The organism is Streptomyces sp. HPF1205 (genome assembly GCF_020400825.1).
GTDB lineage: Bacteria > Actinomycetota > Actinomycetes > Streptomycetales > Streptomycetaceae > Actinacidiphila.
Genome location: NZ_JAINVH010000093.1, coordinates 1 through 2242 on the forward strand (window position 1 = coordinate 1; position 2242 = coordinate 2242).

General features: G+C 74.6%; 1 protein-coding gene. It reads left to right on the plus strand.

Going from position 1 to position 2242, the window contains the following annotated elements; genetic code table 11:
• Positions 1-2242: acyltransferase domain-containing protein (locus K7G61_RS35750; protein ID WP_225851319.1), on the plus strand; the 2242-nt coding region annotated here is incomplete at both ends.

The following is a 2242-nucleotide window of genomic DNA, read 5'->3' on the forward strand; positions in this document are numbered from 1 at the left end:
TGGTGAGCTGGCGGCTGCGCATGTGGCGGGTGTGCTGTCGCTGCAGGACGCGGTCCGGCTGGTGGCTGCCCGTGGCCGGTTGATGCAGGCGCTGCCGGCTGGTGGCGCGATGTTGGCGGTGCAGGCGCAAGAGTCTGTTGTACGGGAGGCTCTGGCGGGCCGCGGCGACGTGGCGGTGGCGGCGGTCAACGGGCCCGAGGCCGTGGTGGTTTCGGGCGCTGGTGAGGCTGTCGCCGAGTTGGAGGCGGCCTGGCGTTCGCAGGGGCGGAAGGTCAAGCGGCTGACCGTCTCGCATGCCTTCCATTCGCCGTTGATGGACCCGATGCTGGCCGACTTCCGTGCGGTCGCCGAGTCGCTGACGTACCACAGCCCTCGTATCCCTGTCGTGTCGAACGTCACCGGTGACCTGACCGGCGACCTCACCGACCCCGCGTACTGGGTGCGGCACGTCCGCGAGGCCGTGCGATTCGCGGACGGGATTGCCGCGCTGCATGCCGAAGGGGTCCGCACTTACCTGGAGTTGGGGCCGGACGGTGTGCTGTCCGCCATGGCGCAGAGCATCCTTGGCGAGGCGGAAGAATCCGGCAACCTCGCCTGTTTCCCCGCGCTGCGGGCCGGGCGTCCGGAGGTGTCGGCGCTGCTCGGTGCGTTCGCCCGGGCGCAGGTGCGCGGAGCGGGTGTGCGGTGGTCGGCGTTCTACGAAGGTGTGCCCGCGCGCGGCATCGAGCTGCCCACGTATGCCTTCCAGCGCGAGCGGTACTGGCCGACCGTCGTGGCGGGCCTTGGTGGCGACGCCACCGGGCTCGGGCTCGGCGCGGCCGGGCACCCGCTGCTGGGCGCCGCCGTCATGCTCGCCGACGGGGAGGGTGCCCTGCTGACCGGGCGGCTGTCGGTCCTGACCCACCCGTGGCTCGCCGAGCACCGGATCATGGACACCGTCCTGTTCCCGGGGACCGCGTTCGTGGAGCTGGCGCTGCGTGCCGCCGACCAGGTCGGAGCGGCCGTCCTGGAGGAGCTCGTCCTGGAGGCGCCGCTCGTCCTCGGGCCCCGGGACGCCGTTCAGGTCCAGGTCCGCGTCGGGGCCGACGACGGCACCGGCAGCCGTATGGTGAGCGTCCACTCGCGCGCCGCCGCCGACCCGGACGGCCCCTGGCTGCGGCACGCCGCCGGCACGCTCGGCGAGCACCGGCCCGCCGCCGACACCGCCGACACCGCCGGCGCCGCCGACCTCACCGTATGGCCGCCGGCCGGTGCCGAACCGCTGCCCGTGGACACGCTGTACGACGAGTTCGCCGCGCGCGGCTTCGCGTACGGCCCCACGTTCCAGGGGCTGCGGGCCGCCTGGCGTGCGGGCGACGACCTTTACGCCGAGGTCGCGCTGCCGGACGGTCCGGGCGCGGCCGCGTTCGGGCTGCACCCGGCGCTGCTGGACGCCGCCCTGCACGCCACCGCGCTCGGCGGGGACGCGAACGCGGAAGGCGCGAGTGGGGAGGGCGGACGCGGGGAGGGCGGCGGCCTGCCGTTCTCGTGGTCCTCGGTCGTTCTGCACGCCGCCGGCGCCGACGCCCTGCGGGTACGGCTGACGCGGTCCGGCGGCGGTGTGTCGCTGCTGGTGGCCGACGCCGAGGGCGAGATCGTCGCCACCGTCGGGTCGCTCGTCCTGCGTCCGGTCACCGCCGAGGGGCTGCGCGCCTCGCGCGACGCCGCCTCCGACGCCCTGTTCCGTCTGGCCTGGCCCGAGATCGCCGTCGGCACACCGCAGGCACAGGACGGAGGCCTGGCCCTGCTCGTCGCCGACGCCGCTGACGTCCCTGACGCCGCTCGCGCCGTTTCCGCGAGTGCCGCGACGTTCGCCGCACTCGGCGAGCTGGACGAACTCGCCGCCGTGCCCCTGCCGTCGGCCGTCGTCACCGTCGCCATCGGGGAGGATGCCCCGGCCGCCGTCCTGGGCACGGTCCAACAATGGGTGGCGGACACGCGCTTCCCGGGCGTGCCGCTCGTCGTCCTGACGCGCAACGCCGTCGCCACCGCCGCCGGCGAGAACGTGGACGACCTCGGCGGGGCCGCAGTCTGGGGCCTTGTTCGAGCCGCGCAGACGGAGATGCCGGGGCGGATCGTCCTGGTGGACACGGATGGTACGTCGGAGTCGTGGGCTGTGCTGCCGGCGGCCTTGGCGGCCGGCGAGCCTCAACTCGCCCTTCGTGGGGGTGCTTTCGTGGTGCCCCGGCTGGCCCGGGTCAAC